The sequence below is a fragment of the Snodgrassella sp. W6238H11 genome, assembly GCF_016100525.1.
Taxonomy (GTDB): domain Bacteria; phylum Pseudomonadota; class Gammaproteobacteria; order Burkholderiales; family Neisseriaceae; genus Snodgrassella; species Snodgrassella alvi.
This window is the reverse complement of record NZ_JACFSH010000006.1, coordinates 46,197-62,035: the sequence shown is the minus strand read 5'-3', so window position 1 is coordinate 62,035 and position 15,839 is coordinate 46,197. Positions and strand designations below refer to the sequence as shown.

Here is a 15,839-nt window from a genome sequence, read left to right as displayed (position 1 = left end):
TGCTTAACAATTTAAAATATAAGATAATAAACAGATATATGCATAAAGTGTGTACATTTTTTTCAAAAAAAATATTTATTTTTCTTTTCTAAATATAATATTTTATTACTTCTTATAAAGTTATGAAATAAATGTTAATAAATCCATAATTCAGACAAAGAGGACTTGGCGTGTTATTGTCGGGAAAGCGTTATGAACAGTACGCTGTTATTACGTCTTGACTACCTTCGCGGGATCAAGATTGGTGAAATCTATGAATTGAAAGATTTCGCTTTTTTTATGAAAAATGCGATATATGAGCTCCATGTTGAGGAAGCTCCTGAAAACGAAGATTTGGCGTTATGCTTTCAATATTCAAAGAACGGATGGCAGCTGTTAAACAAGTCTTCAGAAGTACATTGCGCTGTAAACGAAATCACCCTGACATCAAATCACTGGTTTCAACTGCATGATGGCGATACTCTTGAATGGGGATTATCTATCTGGCAAATCAATCCTGAAGAACAGACAGATACAAAACCAGAGTTTGAAACAACCAGTATTATTCCGTCAACTAAAGAAATAATGCCTTTAGAGCTGACTTGGTTTGATCCTCAAAAGCAAAAAGAAAATGCGGAAGAAAATCCTTTTGATCTGATCATACCCAATCTGCCGTATGAATTATTGGAAAGCACGGCATTCAAAGTCAAGGATTCATCTCAGGAAGAATCACCGGCCGAAACTATTTTTCATGAGTTATTACAGGAGTATTGTCATGCTCTGGACACACCGCAATTATCCGATAATGACTATGTCTGGCAAAAAAGACTGTTGCAAAACAATATTTCAAGTTCAGTGTCCACCATTAATCTAGCTGATCTGTCTGGCAATACTGATCCGTTAATGACGTTACAGGATATAGTTTCCGGGCCGTTAAATATAGATGATATTTTTAACGGACTGGATAGTCTGAGAGAGGCAGAACTCTTTCACATTGAAGAAATACCAGAAGTCTTACGCCTGTTTGCACCAGGCTGGCAACAGCATACCGGTCATACTCATATACCGCCAGCACTGACCAGAAAAGACCATCATACTGTAAGTGTGGACAGTCATTACCGTATGACTCAATTTTCTAATAATTATCAAAAGGATTCTACCGATGACAATCACCAGCAGTAATCATGATAATCCATCGACGCTACAACAATGGATGGCAGACCGGTCAATCACTACGCTGATTCAGGAAACTGAACAACAGATCAAAGTCAGCCCGACAGACCCTGCTCAGCGCTGGTTGCTATTTCAGTTATTATGCCTTCTGGGTGACTGGCAGCGAGCATTGAAACAACTGCAGGTTTGCGCGCAAATGCAATCCGGATTTGAACAGGAAGCACATGCTTACAGAGGACTGATTACCTGTGAAATCTATCGGAAAGAATGTTTTACCGGTCGCAAACGTCCGGGATTTATTCAGCCACCGCCAGCATGGGTGGATCAGTTACTTGACGCAATTGCCCTGAATCAGTCAGGGGATGAAGAAAAAGCTGATGAAATCAGAGAAGGAGCATTGGGATCCGGTAAAGATGTTTCCGGTGTTATTGAACCGGGCGGTGAATTTGCATGGATTGCAGACAGTGACACATGGTTGGGTCCTGCTATTGAACTGGTAACCGGAGGTATCTATACATGGCTGCCTTTCGAACAACTAAGTGCTATTTCTTCTGAACAACCTAAAACTATTCTCGATTTACTCTGGAAACCGGCACTGATAACACTGAAAGACGGATCAGAACACCATGCTTTTCTGCTTGCACGCTGCTGCGGATCTGAATCAGCAGGTGAATCATTAATGTTATGCAGGGAAACAATCTGGCAAGAGCATGGACAAACATCAGTACGTCCCTTAGGACAAAAAACCTGGCAAACAGATCAAAATGATATTGGTATCCTAGAAATGACTTCATGTACATTTGCAGATAATAAAGAAGCAATAAATGGCTGAACAATTTCCTCCACTACGTCCCAGAGAACACCTGCTACCGACATTATTTGATCGTTTACGCGATGATGCTCCGGGACGCAAAACTGAACTTTCAGATAACTATACAGTCTCTGCCAGCCGGTTACGTGAAATTGTTCAGCGTGATCTGATGCTCCTGCTCAACACCACAAATCTGGAAGATGAAATAGATGTGGGGAAATACCCGCAGGTTGCCTCATCAGTAGTGAATTATGGTGTTCCGCCTATCGCCGGTCAGTATATGCATGAACGCAAATGGGCAGATATTGAAAAAGCTATTCGCCGGGCAATCCTGCGTTTCGAACCCAGGCTGGAGGCATCTTCATTAGGTGTTGCACCACTTATGAAAGATGAAACAAAACTGAACTATAACGTTCTGTTGTTTGAAATACGCGGCCGGATTCTGACTGAACCATATCCGACATCATTCATTGTGCAAAGCGCTTTTGATCTAGAAACCAACAGGATTAGCATCATCTGATAGACAATCATGGATCCATTATTACTCGATTACTACAATAAAGAACTTACCTACATGCGTGAAATGGCAGCTGAATTTTCACGCCAGCACCCCAAAATTGCCAAACGGCTGGGTATGCAGGGTATAGATATCGCTGATCCTTATGTAGAAAGGATGATCGAAGCCTTCTGTTTTCTGACTGCCCGTACCCAGTTAAAAATTGATGCGGAATTTCCCCGGTTTACACAGCGTCTTCTGGAAGTCATTTATCCGAATTATGTAACACCAACACCGTCCATGGCCGTAGCACAACTACATCCGAGCCATACGGAAGGTGATTTCATAAATGGATTCAAGGTACCCAGACACTCATCTTTCCGTGCCGGCATTCCAGTTGGAGAGAATACCGTCTGTGAATTCCGCAATAGTCAGGAGGTTACTCTATGGCCAATACAGATTACTGAGGCGCGATTAACGGCTGCACCACCTGATATGCCTTTACTAAATCGTTATTTACCGGCACATACCAAAGTTGCCGGAGCCTTACGCCTAACTCTGCATACTTTTGGTGAAATCAATTTTAATCAGATTCAAGGACTGGATCGGCTGCCTATTTATCTGTGTGGAGAAGAAAGAATTGCTTCACATCTTTTTGAATTGCTGCACACCAGTGCTGTTGCAACTATAGCTGGTCAGCCCGGACAATTTACCGGTTCACTGGATATTAATATACGTGATGCGGTCGTACATGAGGGTTTAGAACCGGGTCAGGGTTTACTCCCCCTTACCTGGGATGTTTTCCACGGGCATAATCTGCTGCATGAATATTTCAGCTGTCCGGAAAGATTTTACTTTTTTACACCTACAGGTCTGGCCACAGGTTTACGTAAAATCAACGGTAATAAAGCTGAGATTGTTATTTTACTCAACCGCATTCCTGATAGCTGGCTGATCAATCAAACAACCGCAGATCAGTTTGCTCTGTTCTGCACACCGTTAATTAATCTGTTCCGTAAACGTACCGATCGTATTGAGCTAGATACAACACGTACCGAACTACATCTGGTACCCGATCGCTCGCGACCACTTGATTATGAATTTTATACCATCGAAACCGTACACGGATTAAGAGCCAAAACGACAGAAGAGCTAACGTTCCGCCCGCTTTATCATACTCTTAATAATGATGAAGGTAATTATGGCCGCTATTTTTCATTGCGCAGGGAACAACGCAAACTGTCCAATAATGCACGCAAATACGGTACACGCACTAATTATATCGGCACTGAAATTTTTCTGTCTCTAGTTGACCAAAATGATGCGCCTTATCCGGAATATTTGCGATACCTGTCAGCTACAGCTTTACTTACCAATCGTGATCTGGCCACTCTGGTTCCCCGTAATGGCATTGACGACTTGTCTATTGATGATTCAGTACCAGTAGAAAGTATCGGTCTGATTCGGCCACCACGCCCGCCACGCGCACCTTTTGCAGAACGAGAAATTGCCTGGCGTCTGATCCGGCAATTATCCTTCAATTATCTGCCATTATCAGATATGGCTCACCGCCCGGGAGGGCAGGCATTAAGGGATATGTTACGGCTGTTCGTACCGACACATGACAGTCCACAATTACGCCAGATACAAAGCCTGATCGGTGCAAAAACGGAACCGGTTACCCGACGTTTACCAGGAGCAGGTCCTTTAGTTTACGGACGTGGTATTAAATGTGAACTAACCATTGATGAAGATGGATTTTCCGGTGTTAGTCCTTATTTGTTCGGTCTCATTCTAGAGCATTATTTGTCGCGTCATGTCGCTATTAATACTTTTACACAAACTGCATTACATAGCATTCAGCGCGGACAAATTGCACTTTGGCCAGTACGTATGGGCGGAAGGGGTGCCATCTGATGAATCAGCCAGCTGAACCGGTAAATACATCCGATAGCACTTGGCATGAGACTCTTAACAGGGCAAGTGAAACACCATGGCGTTACGGATATCTGAGTCTCATGCGTCGATTTGGGGCACAGTCTCAGCTAAAAATGCCAATAGGACATGCCGCACTTCCTCAGCAGGAGCCATTTCGGCTTGGGCAATCACCTTCTCTAGTATTCGCGCCTCGCGAAATTGCTGATGCATCCCTAACTTCAGAAGGAAATTTTCGAATACGGCTATACGGACTCGGTTTATGGGGAGCAAACGGTCCGTTACCGATGCACTATACCGAAACTGCCCTGAGTCGGCGGGACAGTAATCGTGACACAACATTAGTTGATTTTACAGATCTGTTTCATCATCGTTATCTGACACAATTTTACAATGCTTGGCAAAGTGCGCAATCAGCCGGTGGTGGGCTGGACAGAGGCGATGCAGAGGATTTCTCATTTTATATTGCCAGCCTGAGCGGACAAAGCCTTGATGAAATTACTGACAGCCCGCTTCCCTCTCATCCCAGACTGGCAGCCGGGGCACATCTGGTACGTGAAGCACGTAATCCGGATGGTATTACCTCAACATTAGCATATTATTTTGGCGTCCCGTTTAATCTTCAGGAATACGTATTACACTGGATCCCGGTTGCTGATGAAGAGCGTACCCGTCTAGGAATTCCCGGACCGGCATCTGTTATGGGTGAAGGTGCTCTGGTAGGACAAATGGTACCGGATCGCCAGCATAAATTTCGCCTAACAATTGGTCCCTTAAATCTGGACAACTACTTACATTTTTTACCTAACGGGCGTGATTTACCGAGGCTAATCGAGTGGGTCAGGGCTTTTGTCGGTTATGAGTATGAATGGGAAATTCAACTCCAGCTTAATCCGCGTTCAGCCCCACCGGCACAAATTGGGGCTGACCAGCGTCTGGGCTGGACAACATGGCTGGGACAATCAATAGACGATCTTCCGGTTACCGGCATGACCTATCAACCTGAACAATATGCCGGCATCAGAAAGTTGTGAGGAAATAATGAGTAACAAAAAATCAAAAACAAATCCAAAATATGCCGATCTTCTTGCGCCTGTGTCTGATGAGCAGCCCTGTGGCAGCAACCTTGAATACGATCCGGAATTTCTGCTATTACTCTCTAATTCTACTGAACAGCCAGAAGCGCAATACGGTGATTTCGTCAACAAACCGGAAGGCGTAAACTGGAATGAAATCGAACGTGATGCATTGAGATTGCTACTGCGTACCAAAGACATCCGGATTTACATTATCTTGCTTCGCAGCAAAATCCAGCTTAATGGTGCTACAGGATTGCGCGATGGGTTAGAGTTACTGGAATCAGCCTGTAGTACTTATCCGCAAGATATCTATCCGCAGATTGAATCTGATGAAACAGGTGATGAAGAAGATGCGGCTCTGGTACGCAGCAATGCTCTGGCGGCACTCATCGATCCGGAAGGAGTAATGGCTGATATCCGCAGTATTACTTTATCGAGCAATTCAGCACTGCGGCTGCAAATCAGGGACGTAGAACGATCTTTATCAATACCGCGCCCTGCTGATGCACTGGCACCTGATTCGGTTCGGCGACAGCTGGTGGATTTACGTTTACGTGCCAGTCAGGCTCTGACAGCACTGGATGAAACTATACCGATCCTTGATAAGCTGCAAACCTGGGCTGATGAAATTCTGAAAAATACAGCACCAGATTTAAATCCGCTAAAAAAATTACTGAAAATATTACAGGATAATGAAACCCGGGCTGCACCAAAACGCGAAACTATTGACGAAAACAATATACAAGCAGATACACTAATAGTTTCCAGTGAAACATCAATCACTGAAACTGCAGAAATGACTCTTTCTTCTCCGGAAGAAACAATAATAAATGAGTCAGAGAAGTTTTTGCCGGCTGCGATTACCGACCGCTTTGATGCACTTCAACGTATTGAAGACATCCGTAACTGGTTTGAAGCTCATGAACCAAGTAGTCCAACCATTCCGCTGCTACGTCAGGCTGAACGCATGGTCGGCAAACGATTTTCCGAAGTAGTTAACACTATACCATTGGAACTGCTGCAGAAATGGGATGACTCAGAATCATAAAAATCAACTTTTTAATTACTATATGCCAAAATAAACAGAAAATTGTATGAAAATAAATATAGAACAGGATCCAGAATTATCAGCAAATTAACATCTGAAGTTTCTGATATTGAACGCTAAAAATAAAAAATGATATTTATTTAGCTGGTAGTTAATGTTAAAAATGAATCTACATTAAATCAGCTTCAAATGTACTTTTAATTAAACTTATCAGAATTTAAATCTCTTTATACTTTTACTAATTATTTTGGTTGCCTGTGCAACCAAAATAATCGTATAAAAACGGCAATGTCCCTTTTTAAAATTAAATATTTTTAAGTGCAAAATACTACTTTAAAAATATTATTCTCACACTATTGCTTAAATTTCTATCGTGCTATTCCACCGTGTCGCGAACAAGCCCCTTTTCCTGCCTTAGTTGAAGTTCCATCATTACATTTAGTAGCACCATTATATTTAACCTCAATAGCTTTTATTTTCCCTGTATGTAAATCTCAAATAAGAATATCAATCCTTTGCCCTCTACCTAGACCCGGAGTTTTTACATGAACTTGAGTACCTATAACTATAATATTATCTTTTTTACTTAGTTTATCTAAAACCTATGCTTCATCTTTTTCCCATTAGCCCTATTATTGGCTAATTGTTCTGCGCTACAACCTACGCTCAATCCCCACGGGCAATCCAAGAGAGTGTATTAGGCGCATACCGGTATACAACAGGCTAGGATCTTATATTTAACTGTGATTAATATATAGAGCAACAGGTTTTGCCGGTACGGTAATTTCCCATCCCATGATGAGTAATATTGCCATAGCCATTTCTCTCATATTCTGCCACTCAGCACATTGACAAAGCGCATCGTTTTTCCAGTATTGGATGTTAGGTGCTCCACTTATAGATAACATATTATCATCTAACTGTTTAATTGCCAATTTTTGCTCAGACGTGAAAGAAGATGCGACCAAAGGATCGTTTAATTCATCTAAAGCCATTTCCCACTCAACAGCCAGCTCGTCCGCAACATTCACAAAATCAGGAAATAAACTTTTTTGTACTTCACAAGGCTGCGCTATCGCCTGAGTTATCCATTTAATCTTATTCATTTTCTATTCCTTTGGTTTATTAATAATTGTCGCTTTCTCTCCTGCACTTGGCTTGTAAGAATTAGATTATAGGTATTTCAACTGAAGAGTTATAAAAATTATCAAGAAAAAATCTTCTAAATTTGAGCAGTTCTAAGATAACATTATTAAATTGATGCAGGCTAAAATATCTAACATAGACATAGTCTGGTTTCTGGAATTAAGCGGTCTACAAACAAGTTTAGCGAATTTTGATTATTACCTAAAAAATACAAAATGAGTTTGCACAGCTCGGATCTAGAAATGTAAATACTATTACTGGTCGCACTGAAATCAGTAATACCTCACCTGCAGAGGTTTTAAGTAAGAATTCAATCGGTATGATTCAGGACATACATGGGCTACCAGACTAGTTAAAGATAGCGTTTTATATATGACTTTCGAATGGAAATCTTTAGAAATGGAGGCAAAGATATGCTCATTTGGTATTAGAGCATTTAATTCAACATGCATAAAAGATTGACAATATCATGACATAGAAGTATCACAGTTTTGTCACAACTGATAATTTAGAGAGAAAAAAATAGTAACCCTAGATAAATGCCGGTAAGCCTAGTATTTCAAAACTGGCCAAAACTTTATTATTAGAGCAGCTAAATCTTGAGCCAAAGGATAGTGTAAATAACTACAGCAATGCAGACAGCCAACGAAATAAAAAAAGACTGGAAATACAAATAAACAATGACCAGCTTGAATATTTAAACGCAGTATCTGGACAACATTTAATGACATCTAATGCCTTTGTTGTGGATATTATCAATCACTACATTACCGGACACCCTACCCTGTCAAATAATGAAATGCAGGCACTGTATCAGTCCAATTACCAGCTGTTACGCATCGGGCGCAATCTTAATCAGATAGCTCGTCAGCTGAACATTGGTGAATCAGGCGGAATCACCACAGATGAAATTCAGAAACTTCGTACACTCATTGAGAAACACACAGAAAGTGTAAGTGAAGTAGTCCAGGCAAGTAGGAGAAAATTTGAATGAGCAGATCCATAGACGATTGGTTATACAAAACCCGCGCCGTCAGAACGAAAGATTCTGTCGGTTTTTCTTTATTCAAAAAGAAACCTACGCCATCGCTAAAAGCTGGCTATGGTCTGGCCAATTTGCGTGCTGCGGCTCTTAAGCAACCTGAAGTAATGGTTAAAATTTCCAAGCGCAAAAGTAATACAAGTACCGGATTGAAAGGAATTCGCGGCCATCTCAATTACATAAGCCGGAATGGTGAAATAGATATAGAAAATCAGGATGGTGAGAAACTCCAAGGCAAAAAAGAAGTATATGGCCAGATCAATGACTGGCAGAAACTAGGAATACCGGAACATAGTAAAAAGCGGGAAGCAATTAATATTGTGCTTTCTATGTCCGCAGGAACGCCACCAGAGGCCGTAAAGAATGCAGCAAGGGAATTTGCCGCTGAACAGTTTAAGGCCACCAATACGCATTTGCGTTGCATACAGACAGTGAACGCCCTGATGCACCGGCTCACCCACATGTACACCTGTGTGTACTGATACGTGATGAGTTTGGCCAAAGACTTAATCCCCGTAAAAATGATCTGTTCGAATGGCGGCTTCGATTTGCTGAAAAGATGCGCAAACAAGGCGTACCTTGCGCAGCTACTCGTCGCCAGCACAGAGGAGTAACCAGGAAAGGAGAAAATTTTGTACTGCGTTCCATGCAAAAACGTGGTTATGCAGGCAATGTTCACAAAGAACAGGCTAAAAAATTAATTGAAGCTATTAAAACCGGTAACAGACCGGCACATATCTTCCTGAAAGAAGCAGTTGCAACACGTTCGGAAATCGTCAGCGAATATGCCAAGCTAGCCAGAGAGCTATACAAATGTGGACACAAAACCGAAGCCAGGCTGCTAAGTAAATTTGCTACAGATGTAACTAAGACTGGTTTTACTACTCAGACTCAAGAAAGATATGATAAAACTATAAAAGATTTGAATCAAAAGCAGATTCATAATATTGAGCGAAATGATCTTGAACGTTAACAAATCAATATGTAAATATTAATCAAAATGCTTACATATTATTCTGATCATTTATTGCTAAATATCTAACTTACTCAATTTATTATTTTAGTAAAACATATAAAAGATATATAATAATTGTTTATATTTTTTTATATTAATTTTTATTAATTTGTAACCTTTTACACTTTTTTAAGCTCAAACAATTAAAAGGCTTGAATGCTTGAGTTTTAAACAGCTAGATTTGAGGAGCTGGGCATGACAATAATAAATCAAAAGTGGTATGAAAAACATGAATATAAATCAGTAGATGATTTGCAACTTTGGGATACCAATCCACGATTTAACCCATCTAGGAAATTAGAAACTCTCAGAGATTGTGTAGAAGAACTGATTAAAGATAATAATGGCAAAGAAAAATTTATCAATTTAATAACTTCCATTGCTAAAAATGGATTTATAGGTTTAGATCCTATAATTATTTGGCAAAATAATGAAGCAGGATTTACTGTGGCAGAAGGTAATAGACGAGTTATGGCGCTAAAACTATTACTTAATCCAGCAAACTCGCCCATTAACATCCGGGAAACTGTGACCAATTTGTCAGAATCAATTAACAAGGACGAAATTGAAAAAATAAATGTTTTCTTAGCACCTTCTTTTGAAGATGCAATCTGGTATGTAACGAAACGGCATACATCAACAAATAATGGCTTAGTTTCTTGGGATAGAGCTCAACAGCATCGTTTTATAGTTAATATATATAATCAATACCATCATGATCCAAATGAGCTAGAAAAACTAACAGGTTTTGACCAAAGTACAATTAAAGGTGCTATATATGCTAATCATATTATTGAACTAAAAAAGGATGAAAAAGTTACTTGTCATTTAACATCAGATGAAAAAAATGAAGTGTTATATGGAACAAAAATTAAAATATCAACATTAGAACGGTGGTTTAATCATTCTGAAGTTAAGAAAGCTTGGTACATAAATTTTGATGATTACAAATTTAAAATTAATGGCGACATTAATAGCTTTTATATTGCATATGCACATCTTTTAAAATTAATGATTAATAAAAATGAAAGTTTAGGGTTTATCGTTAATACACGTACAGTAGACGATTACTTGCAAAAAATTTTAGAATTTTTACCTAAAGTGAAACCTCTTCAGGAAAGTGGTACCGGAAAACCAACTGGTGGGGATACCGTAAAACTAACTGGTAGAGATACCGAAAAACCAACTGGTGGCGACACCGAAAAACCAACTGGTGGGAATACCGAAAAACCAACTGGTGGGAATACCGAAAAACCAACTGGTGGCGACACCGAAAAACCAACTGGTGGCGACACCGAAAAACCAACTGATGGGGATAATCAGGTACGAACTGGAAATGTTCAACGTAGAAATCTTGCTTATAAAAAACATATAATTACAACAGATAACCATAGACTATATGCTTTATTTGAGGAACTGAAGAAATTGCCAACCAAATCTTATCTGCATTTATCAGCAGCAGGGATTCGAATCTTTTTAGATATTTCTGTTGATAATTACATATCTGTCAGACAATTACAATTAGATTTGAAAAGAGAAAAAAAGAAAAACTTCGAAGATATCACGTTAACAGAAAAACTCAAATATTTAAGTGGGTTAAATTTTGAATCCAAGAAAGCTACGTCAATTTTACAAAAAATACTCAACTATAATAATGATTATAGTATTGATACCTTAAATAAATATATTCATGGTAACACAACTGATAAAATCAATCGTGAATTTTTAAATAGTTTTTGGGATATACTCATACCTTTATTTGAAGTTTTAGTGGAAATGAAAGAAAAAAAGAAAGAAAGTTAATGTTTTTATCTCCTTTAAGATACCCGGGTGGAAAATCAAAATTAACAGCTTATGTCCTTGAAACAATCAAACTAAACGGTCTTGAAGGGGCATACTATGCTGAACCTTTTGCCGGAGGTTGTGCTATTGCATGGTATCTATTATTAAATGGTCACGCCCAAAAAGTTTATATTAATGATTTGGATCAAGCCATTTATGCTTTTTGGTACAGTGTCCTTAATCGAACGGATGAGCTTTGTGAGCTTATTCTGACAACACCAATTAATATTGATGAGTGGTTGCATCAAAGAGAAATATATCGACAAAAACATCACGATTATTTAAAACTTGGATTCGCCACTTTATTTTTGAATCGCACTAATCGGTCAGGGATCTTAAATGCTGGTGTAATAGGCGGTTTAAAACAATCTGGAAAATATAAGCTTGATTGCCGATTTAATAGAACTGTCTTGATTAAACAAATCAGTGCGATAGCTTCTAGAAAAAAAGATATTCATTTAACAAATCTAGACGCAATTTTGTTTATTCAGCAATATATTCAAAACATCAATGAACCGATTTTTGTAAACATTGATCCACCATATTATGTAAAAGGTAAAGGACTGTATCAGAATTTTTTTGAGCATGACGATCATTATCATCTGTACGAAAGCATAAAACACTTAACAAAACCGTGGATTATTACTTACGATAATACTCCTGCAATTTGCGATATATATACTGAATATTTTCCAGAACCATTTAATTTAACTTATTCAGCACAAATCAAACGTAAAGGATCTGAGATAATTATTCATTCACCTGAGTTATTAAAAACATCATTTAAGCCCGACGTCACCTTTAATGAAGTCAGACAATATTATAAACAGAAAGAGTACGAACAATTTAATCAATTATAAAGTAAGACTCATATAACATTCACTTTGACTAATGAATTCAGTTATTAGTATATCCTAAAGTTCATTAATAATAACGAATCGACTATTTTCTTAACTACCATTATGTTAGTCGATTTGTTTTCTTAATATTCTCTCCATAAATTTTCTCATATCACTAACTGCATTTGAGCAACTTTCAAACCAACTGTAAATCACCCTATTTGTTACAGTATCTTTTACTTTTTACATTTGATGTTTAAAAATACACACAGCAAGGAAAGGAGATATGCATAGCTCAAAACTTATTGAAATGCTTAAAGAAAACGGGTGGTATGAAGTCGCAGTTAAAGGCAGCTACCACCAATTTAAGCATTTAACAAAAAAAGTCCGAGTTACCGTTCCCACCCCATGAAAGATTTATCGCTTGGAACAGTAAAGAATATTCTTAAACAAGCTGGTCTTTAATAAGGCTAGTCTCAAAAATCAACTGAAAATATCAATTATTTCTATAGTTGTTTTAGCTCTTAAATATCAGTATTCCTTAAGACATTTACTATCAGCAACAAAACTGGCAAAAAGTGTTTTTATTATTATGTTAATAAGTTGAAAACCCCGTCTGCTTATGAAAATGAGTTAAAACGTATTGAATCGATTTACCATGAACATAAAGGGCGTTATGGTTATCGCCAAATTCATTTAGCGTTGATAAATGGAGGAATGAAGCTCAATCATAAAACGGTACAACGATTAATTGGTCAGCTTAATCTCAAATCGACAGTAAGACCTAAAAAATATCATTCTTATCGTGGAGAGACAGGTAAAACAGCAGCTAATTATCTTAAAAGAGATTTTTAATCATCGAGACCGAATGAAAAATGGGTAACGGATGTCACAGAATTTAAGGTAAATGAACAGAAAATTTACCTATTCCCCATTATCGATTTATATAATCTAGAAGTAATAGCTTATAAAGTGGCTAAAAATGCACGTTTGACCTTGGTGACAGATATGCTTCAAAAAGGGATATTACGATTAAAACAGTGTGAAAAACCCTTACTACATAGTGATCAAGGCTGGCAATATAGAAATAGCCATTATCAGAAGCTACTAGCTAATAATGGCATCAAACAAAGTATGTCCAGAAAAGGAATTTGTTTAGATAATGCGGTAGCTGAAAACTTTTTTGGTCTAGTAAAATCAGAAATGTATCATGGACAACGCTTTCAAGATGCAGATGAATTGATTGAAAAAAAATAGAAGAATATAGAATACTACAACACCAAACGGATTAAAGCCAAATTAAAAGGTCTGACTCCGGTTGAATATCGAAATCAGGCCTTACAAGCCGCTTAATAAAAGTGTCCAACTTTATGAGGTCACTTCAATTAGTCGGTTTTTTGTGTGATCTTTCTTTAATTTAATCAGTAATAAAATATTTAATATAAAGTTAGTGAGTAATTATTTTGTTATAATTTGGTGACTATTTTAAAGGTACATTGAAATTAAACCATAAATATTTTGATCATGATAAATTCCATTTAAATATTCAGCCTGTTTAAGTGTTCCTTCATAACTAAAACCGCATCGCTTAGCAACCGCATTACTTTTAGGATTATCCACTGAGCATTTAATAACAAATCGTTTAATTATTTTTTGCGATGCATAGTAGTAAATGAGTGCTTGGATTGCTTGCGTCATAACACCTTTGCCTTCTGCTTGGCTATCAAGCCAATAACCAATATAGGCAGTCTTATTGTTTTTATCTATTCGATTAAAAGATAATAAGCCGACAGGGTTATTATCCAGTAAAATTACATAAGTTTTGGTAATATCTTTTTGATGTTCAACTGAACAATTATCTAAAAAATTTGATGTGTCTGCTTCATTACTGACAAACTTAGGCCAAGCCATAAATTGACTAAAATTATCACGATTAATATTAATAATATTGTATAACTTAGATGAATATTGTCGATCTGATGGCACTAAATGAATATGTTCATTGACAATGATGCTTTGTTGATTGGTATTTGTCATTAATTATTCCTTTAAGAGCATAAGCAATTTTCAGTCAGTATAAATATAAATTAAAGAATAATATCAACGTTACTAAATTAAATGATTATATTTTTAGCGTTAGCGTTAGCGTTAGCGTTAGCGTTAGCGTTAGCGTTAGCGTTAGCGTTAGCGTTAGCGTTAGCGTTAGCGTTAGCGTTAATTATAAAAAACTATCAGATCATTTGATCTGGTAATTTTATTGTTATCTAAAAATTAATTAGAAAAATTTTACGCATCATATTGCAATCTAGAAAGATGGCAACACTGGTTATGGTGTAACTGTATCAGTCTTACCAGGTTGCTTCTTATATGGTGACACCCTGAAGCAAACATTACCAATACCAAAGAAGCCATCCAATTTCATCTTGAAAGTATTCTCGAAGATGGTGAAGAGCCAGTAATTGAGCAGATATCTTTGGATAACCTTATTAATAACTCGGATTATGCCGGAGCACAATGGTTTGGTGTTGAGATGAATATTGATCATCTAACATTTAACCAGAACGCTTTAATGTAAGCTGTCCATAATATATTCTGGAAAAGGTTGACCGACATGTTTTATTAACCCATGACAACCGTTCCAATTTTCTAGCCAAAGCGGCACTGGATAGAATTAACCATCTTTCTTAATCATACTACTGCGATTTTAGTTAGTTTAGTTCCACGTTCAAACAAGTATTTCCTAATAATAAAAAGCCAGTAATCAAGCTGACTTTTTTGTTTAGCCGTAGGCGTTTCAGCGTAAGCTGAATTTGGCAACGACCCCGCTTTACCGGTTGTTGCCTATCCTGCATATAGTTTAAAAGTCGTTATTATTAATGGGCGTTCTTTTTTTGAGGGGAATTTTTCGCGCGGATTCGAATGAATAATAAGATTATTCTAATTTATTGTGGTTTATTTCGGTGTATCTTGGTGTATTTTAGTTTATTTCAGTATTATTTCATTCAATCTTAGTATTATTTGATTCAATTTAAATATATTTTTATTCAATTTTAGTTTATTATAGTATTCGCTATATTTAATATTAGTTTATTTTAGTAAATTTTATGGAGATTTGATCCTGGGCATTACAGCTGAAGAATTTTTGAAAACTGTTAAGAAAAGAGTTTCTAAGCTTGAGCAATTCAAAAAAGATATTATTAAATTGAAACAAGAAAAAGTATCTAATATAGACATAGTTCGATTTCTTGAATTAAACGGTGTACGAACAAGCCCAGCGAATGTATGTAAATACTTAAAAACTATACAAAGCGATCTAGAACAAGCTAAACCTAAAAAGTAAACACGATTAAAGGTCATACCAAGTCCCCGGATATATCGCAAACTGAAGACACACAAGAAACGAATAAAACACGGCTACATTCCTGGGCAAGCAA

The 15,839-nt window shown here is 37.5% G+C and carries 17 protein-coding genes and 1 pseudogene; 16 read left to right on the top strand and 2 right to left on the bottom strand.

Annotated features, from left to right (window positions below):
- Positions 1-192: 192 nt before the first annotated feature.
- Genes tagK through H3V00_RS09960 form a run of 6 tightly spaced genes read left to right on the top strand, consistent with a single transcriptional unit; the run spans position 193 to position 6,521 of the window.
- Complete coding sequence (tagK, locus tag H3V00_RS09985) at positions 193-1,161, top strand: type VI secretion system-associated protein TagK (protein ID WP_025329755.1); 969 nt, start codon at positions 193-195, stop codon at positions 1,159-1,161.
- Positions 1,142-1,984 carry a type VI secretion system accessory protein TagJ gene (locus H3V00_RS09980; RefSeq protein WP_025329754.1) on the top strand — a complete coding sequence of 281 codons (843 nt, stop codon included), beginning with the start codon at positions 1,142-1,144 and terminating at the stop codon, positions 1,982-1,984. The genes tagK and H3V00_RS09980 overlap by 20 nt, the downstream gene beginning before the upstream one ends.
- On the top strand, positions 1,977-2,483 hold the full coding sequence (gene tssE, locus H3V00_RS09975) for a type VI secretion system baseplate subunit TssE (RefSeq protein ID WP_025329753.1): 507 nt from the start codon (positions 1,977-1,979) through the stop codon (positions 2,481-2,483). Before H3V00_RS09980 ends, tssE begins: the two co-directional genes overlap by 8 nt.
- Positions 2,484-2,492: 9 nt before the next feature.
- The gene (gene tssF / locus H3V00_RS09970) at positions 2,493-4,376 is read left to right on the top strand and encodes a type VI secretion system baseplate subunit TssF (RefSeq protein WP_025329752.1); all 1,884 of its coding nucleotides are present in this window, start codon (positions 2,493-2,495) and stop codon (positions 4,374-4,376) included.
- On the top strand, positions 4,376-5,428 hold the full coding sequence (tssG, locus tag H3V00_RS09965; protein WP_025329751.1) for a type VI secretion system baseplate subunit TssG: 1,053 nt from the start codon (positions 4,376-4,378) through the stop codon (positions 5,426-5,428). Before tssF ends, tssG begins: the two co-directional genes overlap by 1 nt.
- Before the next feature lie 7 nt (positions 5,429-5,435).
- Positions 5,436-6,521 (top strand): ImpA family type VI secretion system protein, encoded by a 1,086-nt coding sequence (locus H3V00_RS09960; RefSeq protein ID WP_051506526.1) that lies wholly within the window; start codon positions 5,436-5,438, stop codon positions 6,519-6,521.
- Between the two features lie 737 nt (positions 6,522-7,258).
- On the opposite strand, the gene H3V00_RS09955 is transcribed toward H3V00_RS09960, so the two are convergent.
- Positions 7,259-7,627 carry a hypothetical protein gene (locus tag H3V00_RS09955; RefSeq protein ID WP_025329749.1) on the bottom strand — a complete coding sequence of 123 codons (369 nt, stop codon included), beginning with the start codon at positions 7,625-7,627 and terminating at the stop codon, positions 7,259-7,261.
- A gap of 764 nt (positions 7,628-8,391) precedes the next feature.
- Here H3V00_RS09955 and mobC point away from each other — a divergent pair.
- The 8 genes and pseudogenes from mobC to H3V00_RS09915 all read left to right on the top strand — a co-directional run.
- The gene (gene mobC, locus H3V00_RS09950) at positions 8,392-8,661 is read left to right on the top strand and encodes a plasmid mobilization relaxosome protein MobC (protein WP_198207882.1); all 270 of its coding nucleotides are present in this window, start codon (positions 8,392-8,394) and stop codon (positions 8,659-8,661) included.
- A complete protein-coding gene (locus H3V00_RS09945; protein WP_180297658.1) occupies positions 8,658-9,191 on the top strand; it encodes a hypothetical protein in 534 nt (177 codons plus the stop codon). Before mobC ends, H3V00_RS09945 begins: the two co-directional genes overlap by 4 nt.
- A complete protein-coding gene (locus H3V00_RS09940) occupies positions 9,128-9,682 on the top strand; it encodes a hypothetical protein (RefSeq protein ID WP_180297659.1) in 555 nt (184 codons plus the stop codon). The genes H3V00_RS09945 and H3V00_RS09940 overlap by 64 nt, the downstream gene beginning before the upstream one ends.
- Before the next feature lie 237 nt (positions 9,683-9,919).
- On the top strand, positions 9,920-11,527 hold the full coding sequence (locus H3V00_RS09935; protein ID WP_198207880.1) for a ParB N-terminal domain-containing protein: 1,608 nt from the start codon (positions 9,920-9,922) through the stop codon (positions 11,525-11,527).
- Positions 11,527-12,426, top strand: coding sequence for a DNA adenine methylase (locus H3V00_RS09930; RefSeq protein ID WP_025329746.1), 900 nt, complete (start codon positions 11,527-11,529; stop codon positions 12,424-12,426). The genes H3V00_RS09935 and H3V00_RS09930 overlap by 1 nt, the downstream gene beginning before the upstream one ends.
- Before the next feature lie 265 nt (positions 12,427-12,691).
- Positions 12,692-12,817: a type II toxin-antitoxin system HicA family toxin gene (locus H3V00_RS11485; protein WP_306216284.1), complete on the top strand. Its 126-nt coding sequence runs from the start codon at positions 12,692-12,694 to the stop codon at positions 12,815-12,817.
- 191 nt (positions 12,818-13,008) lie between these two features.
- Positions 13,009-13,260, top strand: coding sequence for an IS3 family transposase (locus H3V00_RS09920; RefSeq protein ID WP_157784996.1), 252 nt, complete (start codon positions 13,009-13,011; stop codon positions 13,258-13,260).
- A gap of 15 nt (positions 13,261-13,275) precedes the next feature.
- Positions 13,276-13,758 (top strand): annotated as a pseudogene (locus H3V00_RS09915) (IS3 family transposase); the annotation flags it as partial.
- A 132-nt stretch (positions 13,759-13,890) separates the two neighbouring features.
- Here the strand turns inward: H3V00_RS09915 and rimL are convergent.
- Positions 13,891-14,442, bottom strand: coding sequence for a 50S ribosomal protein L7/L12-serine acetyltransferase (gene rimL, locus H3V00_RS09905; RefSeq protein WP_025329745.1), 552 nt, complete (start codon positions 14,440-14,442; stop codon positions 13,891-13,893).
- A gap of 352 nt (positions 14,443-14,794) precedes the next feature.
- Here rimL and H3V00_RS11695 point away from each other — a divergent pair, with 352 nt between their 5' ends.
- Together H3V00_RS11695 and H3V00_RS09895 are read left to right on the top strand one after the other, a co-directional pair.
- On the top strand, positions 14,795-14,980 hold the full coding sequence (locus H3V00_RS11695) for a type II toxin-antitoxin system HicB family antitoxin (protein ID WP_080690416.1): 186 nt from the start codon (positions 14,795-14,797) through the stop codon (positions 14,978-14,980).
- 537 nt (positions 14,981-15,517) lie between these two features.
- Positions 15,518-15,745, top strand: coding sequence for a hypothetical protein (locus tag H3V00_RS09895; RefSeq protein ID WP_025329743.1), 228 nt, complete (start codon positions 15,518-15,520; stop codon positions 15,743-15,745).
- Positions 15,746-15,839: the final 94 nt, after the last annotated feature.

Bases quoted from the DNA above. Each gene is read 5' to 3' on its own strand.
- tagK (WP_025329755.1), top strand. From the start codon at position 193: ATGAACAGTACGCTGTTATTACGTCTTGACTACCTTCGCGGGATCAAG.
- H3V00_RS09980 (WP_025329754.1), top strand. From the start codon at position 1,142: ATGACAATCACCAGCAGTAATCATGATAATCCATCGACGCTACAACAA.
- tssE (WP_025329753.1), top strand. From the start codon at position 1,977: ATGGCTGAACAATTTCCTCCACTACGTCCCAGAGAACACCTGCTACCG.
- tssF (WP_025329752.1), top strand. From the start codon at position 2,493: ATGGATCCATTATTACTCGATTACTACAATAAAGAACTTACCTACATG.
- tssG (WP_025329751.1), top strand. From the start codon at position 4,376: ATGAATCAGCCAGCTGAACCGGTAAATACATCCGATAGCACTTGGCAT.
- H3V00_RS09960 (WP_051506526.1), top strand. From the start codon at position 5,436: ATGAGTAACAAAAAATCAAAAACAAATCCAAAATATGCCGATCTTCTT.
- H3V00_RS09955 (WP_025329749.1), bottom strand. From the start codon at position 7,627: ATGAATAAGATTAAATGGATAACTCAGGCGATAGCGCAGCCTTGTGAA.
- mobC (WP_198207882.1), top strand. From the start codon at position 8,392: ATGACATCTAATGCCTTTGTTGTGGATATTATCAATCACTACATTACC.
- H3V00_RS09945 (WP_180297658.1), top strand. From the start codon at position 8,658: ATGAGCAGATCCATAGACGATTGGTTATACAAAACCCGCGCCGTCAGA.
- H3V00_RS09935 (WP_198207880.1), top strand. From the start codon at position 9,920: ATGACAATAATAAATCAAAAGTGGTATGAAAAACATGAATATAAATCA.
- H3V00_RS09930 (WP_025329746.1), top strand. From the start codon at position 11,527: ATGTTTTTATCTCCTTTAAGATACCCGGGTGGAAAATCAAAATTAACA.
- H3V00_RS11485 (WP_306216284.1), top strand. From the start codon at position 12,692: ATGCATAGCTCAAAACTTATTGAAATGCTTAAAGAAAACGGGTGGTAT.
- rimL (WP_025329745.1), bottom strand. From the start codon at position 14,442: ATGACAAATACCAATCAACAAAGCATCATTGTCAATGAACATATTCAT.